General features: G+C 70.3%; 6 protein-coding genes. 5 read left to right on the forward strand and 1 reads right to left on the reverse strand.

Features of this window, described 5'->3' with window-relative positions:
• Positions 1 to 34: 34 nt before the first annotated feature.
• Positions 35 to 214, reverse strand: a complete 180-nt coding sequence (locus tag KBX53_RS24635; protein ID WP_030333600.1) for a DUF4236 domain-containing protein — start codon at positions 212 to 214, stop codon at positions 35 to 37.
• A 247-nt stretch (positions 215 to 461) separates the two neighbouring features.
• Between KBX53_RS24635 and KBX53_RS37320 the strand changes: the two genes are divergently transcribed.
• From KBX53_RS37320 to KBX53_RS24655, 5 genes are all read left to right on the forward strand, one after another.
• A complete protein-coding gene (locus KBX53_RS37320; protein ID WP_357592331.1) occupies positions 462 to 539 on the forward strand; it encodes a putative leader peptide in 78 nt (25 codons plus the stop codon).
• Between the two features lie 135 nt (positions 540 to 674).
• A complete protein-coding gene (locus KBX53_RS24640; protein WP_210861899.1) occupies positions 675 to 1,706 on the forward strand; it encodes an ABC transporter substrate-binding protein in 1,032 nt (343 codons plus the stop codon).
• Entirely contained in the window at positions 1,703 to 2,632 is a 930-nt protein-coding gene (locus KBX53_RS24645; protein ID WP_036411787.1) for an ABC transporter ATP-binding protein, read from the forward strand. The genes KBX53_RS24640 and KBX53_RS24645 overlap by 4 nt, the downstream gene beginning before the upstream one ends.
• The gene (locus tag KBX53_RS24650; protein WP_030333607.1) at positions 2,625 to 3,497 is read left to right on the forward strand and encodes an ABC transporter permease; all 873 of its coding nucleotides are present in this window, start codon (positions 2,625 to 2,627) and stop codon (positions 3,495 to 3,497) included. Before KBX53_RS24645 ends, KBX53_RS24650 begins: the two co-directional genes overlap by 8 nt.
• 11 nt (positions 3,498 to 3,508) lie before the next feature.
• A partial coding sequence (locus tag KBX53_RS24655) for an NtaA/DmoA family FMN-dependent monooxygenase (protein WP_210861901.1) occupies positions 3,509 to 4,116 on the forward strand: 608 nt, incomplete at its 3' end.

Here is a 4,116-nt window from a genome sequence, read left to right on the forward strand (position 1 = left end):
GAATCACCGGCACCCCGCTCGACTCCCGGGAGGTTTACGACCGGGACTTGTCCTGCTTCCAGGACAGCGGACCCGGCAGGTCGACGCGGTGCGCACGCGCCTTGGAGTTCCAGGACCAGCGACCGATCTTGATGCTCCACGAGGAGAAGCCGTTCTCGGTGAAGTTCAGGATGATCGGACCGTACTTCTTGCGCTTGCGAAACATGAGGCCCATCGGAGGTCTCCCCTCGTCACCGTTCCCTGCCGTGTCGAGATCGAACATGCCCGAACCGACAACTTTTGAAACCCTCTCGGTGTCCGTCCTGGACGGTGCCCGTCCGACACCGGTATCCCTATCAAACAGATAGGTGTTGCGGAACGGTAAACGCTGCCAGAAGGGCTCCGTAACATCGGCGGCGATAGAAGTCTCATCTTCTGGAAGGCCGTTGACCGCTCGATCCGACGCCCGGCAGCATGGGGTCATGTCGCAGCGGGATGAGCTTCTCCTCACCGCTCGTGTGCACATCGACCTGGTCCGGCACGCGAGCGCGCTCTGTTGAGCTGACCGGTTCAGCCGGCTCGGCTCCAGCGCCGCACTCCCACCGCCCGCCCGCTCAACGCGGAGCAGCGTGCGTGCCCGTACGCCCCCATCCGGGCGTCCCCACTCCCATCGTGGACAGATCAGGAGACTCCTCATGTCCCCACCCCGTCATGCCGTTCGGCGTACCCTCGCCACCGCTGCCGCGCTGGTCGTGCTCGCCGCCACCGCCGGATGCGGCGGTGCCGCCACCGCCAGCGGCGACCAGGTCAGCGAGCTGCGCTACCAGGGCTCCGTCGGCCAGGTCACCCTCCCCGAACTCGCCGCCGACCTCGGCTACCTCGGCGACGTCACACTCACCTGGATCGGTAACGTCACCGGTGGTCCGCAGGACATCCAGGCCACCGCCACCGGGCAGAGCGACTTCGGCGGCGCGTTCAACGGCGCCATCGTCAAGCTCGCCGCCGCCAACGCCCCGATCACCGCGGTGGTCAGCTACTACGGTTCGGACGCGCAGACCTTCCAGGGCTACTACGTGCTCGACGACAGCCCGATCCGCGGGCCCCGCGACCTGATCGGCAAGAAGGTCGGCATGAACACCCTCGGCGCGCACGCCGAGGCCGTGCTCAAGACCTGGCTCGCTCGCGGCGGTCTCACCCCCGCCGAGATCAGGCAGGTCGAGCTGGTCGCGCTGCCACCGGTCAACACCGAGCAGTCGCTGCGACAGCAACAGATCGACGTCGCGGTGCTCGGTGGGGTGATCCGGGACAAGGCGGTCGCCAGTGGCGGCATCCGCACCATCGTCACCGACTACGAACTGCTCGGCGCGTTCAGCGGCGGCACCTACGTCTTCCGCGACGACTTCATCAAGCGCAACCCGGAGACCGTCAGGGCGTTCGTCACCGGGGTCGGCAAGGCCATCGAGTGGGCGCGCACCCAACCCCGGGAGACCGTTGTCGCCCGGATGCGGGACATCATCGGCAAGCGGGGTCGCAACGAGGACCCGTCGCTGGTCGCGTACTGGAAGAGCAGCGGCGTCGCCGGCCGGGGCGGGGTGATCGACGAGCAGGAGTTCGCCACCTGGATCGACTGGCTCGCCGCCGAGGGCGAGCTCAGGGGCGACCGTCCGAAGCCCGCCGACCTCTACACCAACCGGTTCAACCCCTTCGTGGACGGTGGCAGCGCGTGAACACCGACAAGATCCTCTTTGACCGGGTGAGCAAGACCTTCGGCGTCCGCGGCGGCCGGCGTGGCGCGGCCGGCGCGGTCACCGCACTCGACGAGGTCACCCTCGGGGTACGCCCGGGCGAGTTCCTGGTCGTCGTCGGCCCCAGCGGCTGCGGCAAGTCCACCCTGCTCGACCTGCTCGGCGGGCTCACCGAACCGACCGGTGGGCGGGTGCTCGTCGACGGCCGGCCGGTCACCGGCCCCGGCCTGGACCGGGGCATCGTCTTCCAGCAGTACGCGCTGCTGCCCTGGCGCACCGCCGCCGGCAACGTCGCGTTCGGTCTCGAAGCCAAGGGGGTGCCCCGGGGCGAACGGGCCGCCCTGATCGAGCACCACCTCGACCTGGTGGGCCTGCGCGGGTTCGCCGACCGCTACCCGCACGAGCTGTCCGGCGGGATGAAGCAGCGGGTGGCCATCGCCCGCAGCCTCGCGTACGACCCGGACGTGCTGCTGATGGACGAGCCGTTCGCCGCCCTGGACGCGCAGACCCGCGACTCGTTGCAGGACGAGCTGGTGCGGATCTGGGCCCGCACCGGCAAGACCGTCGTGTTCATCACCCACGGCATCGACGAGGCCGTCTACCTGGGACAGCGGGTGGCGGTGCTGACGTCCCGGCCCGGTCGGCTCAAACAGGTCATCGACATCGACCTCGGCGACCGGGACGCGGCCGAGGACGTCCGCTCCACCGACGCGTTCCGCCACCACCGGCACCAGATCTGGACCCTGCTGCGCGACGAGGTGCGCGCCGCCCAGGCCGCCGAAGGCGCCACCGGCAGCCGCACCGCCCACCCCGGAGCAGGTGGTGGTCGTACTTCCGTCGTCGCCGGAGCCGACGCGCGGCGCGCGGCGCCGGCGGCGGCCCACACCGAGGAGGCCCGCGTTGGTTGACATCGCCGAACGTCCCACCCGGCTGGCGGCCCCGACGACCGCGCCCGACGCGGTGGCCGCCCCCGGATCCGGTGCCCGCGGCCCCGCCGGCCGGCTGCTCGGCCTCGGCGGCAGGGTGCTGCACCGCGGTGTCGCGATCGTCGCGCTGGCCGCGATCTGGGAGAGCGCGCCGCGGCTCGGGCTGGTGGACCGGGTCTTCCTGCCCCCGCTGTCGGAGGTGCTGGTGGCCTGGTGGGAGTTGCTGCGCAGCGGGCAGCTCGCCGAGCACGTGGGCGCGAGCCTGACCCGGTCGCTGGCCGGGCTCGGCCTGGCGGTGCTCACCGCCATCCCGCTCGGGTTGCTGATCGGCTGGTACCGGCCGCTCGCCGAGCTGCTCAGCCCGCTGCTGGAGGTGTTCCGCAACACCGCGGCGCTGGCCCTGCTGCCGGTGTTCGTGCTCATCCTCGGCCTGGGGGAGACCTCCAAGATCGCCCTGGTGCTGTACGCGTGCTCCTGGCCGATCCTGCTCAACACCATCGCCGGGGTGAAGGGCGTCGACCCGCTGCTGATCCGGTCGGCCCGCTCGATGGGGCTCAACCACCTGCGGCTGTTCCAGAAGGTGATCCTGCCGGCCGCGGTGCCGACCATCTTCACCGGCGTCCGGCTGGCCGGGGCGTACTCGATCCTGGTGCTGGTCGCGGCCGAGATGGTCGGCGCGAAGGCGGGGCTCGGCTACCTCATCAACTACGCGCAGTACAACTTCGCGATCGCCGACATGTACTCGGGGATCATCACGATCTCCGCCATCGGTCTGGTCGTCAACCAACTCCTCGTCGCCCTCGAACGTCGCTTCTCCACCTGGCGCGTCGACGTCACTGCCGGATAGGACGGACACCAATGACCCGCACCCTGCACCTCAACGCGTTCCTGATGGGCGTCGGCCACCACGAGGCGGCCTGGCGGCACCCCCGCACCGACCCGCGTCGGGTCACCGACGTGCGGCACTTCCAGGAGCTGGCCCGGATCGCCGAACGCGGCACCCTCGACTCACTCTTCCTCGCCGACGGTCTCTCGGTCGGGCCGAACCCCCGCCACAACATCCAGGCCGTCTTCGAACCGCTGACCCTGCTCGCGTCGCTCGCCGCGGTGACCGAACACATCGGCCTCATCGCCACGGTCTCCACCACCTACAACGAGCCGTTCCACACCGCCCGCAAGTTCGCCTCGCTGGATCACCTCAGCGGCGGCCGGGCCGGCTGGAACATCGTCACCTCCGCCCAGGAGCGGGAGGCGGTCAACTTCAACCGGGACAGCCACCCCGCGCACGCCGACCGGTACCGGCGGGCCGCCGAGTTCGTCGACGTGGCGATCAAGCTCTGGGACAGCTGGGAGGACGACGCGCTGGTCTTCGACACCACGGCCGGGGTGTTCGCCGACACCGACCGGGTGCACGAGGTGGCGCACCGGGGGCCGGAGTTCCAGGTCCGTGGCCCGCTCAACATTCC

Origin of the sequence: Micromonospora sp. M51, assembly GCF_018070305.1 — a bacterium.
Classification (GTDB): Bacteria; Actinomycetota; Actinomycetes; order Mycobacteriales; family Micromonosporaceae; genus Micromonospora; species Micromonospora parva.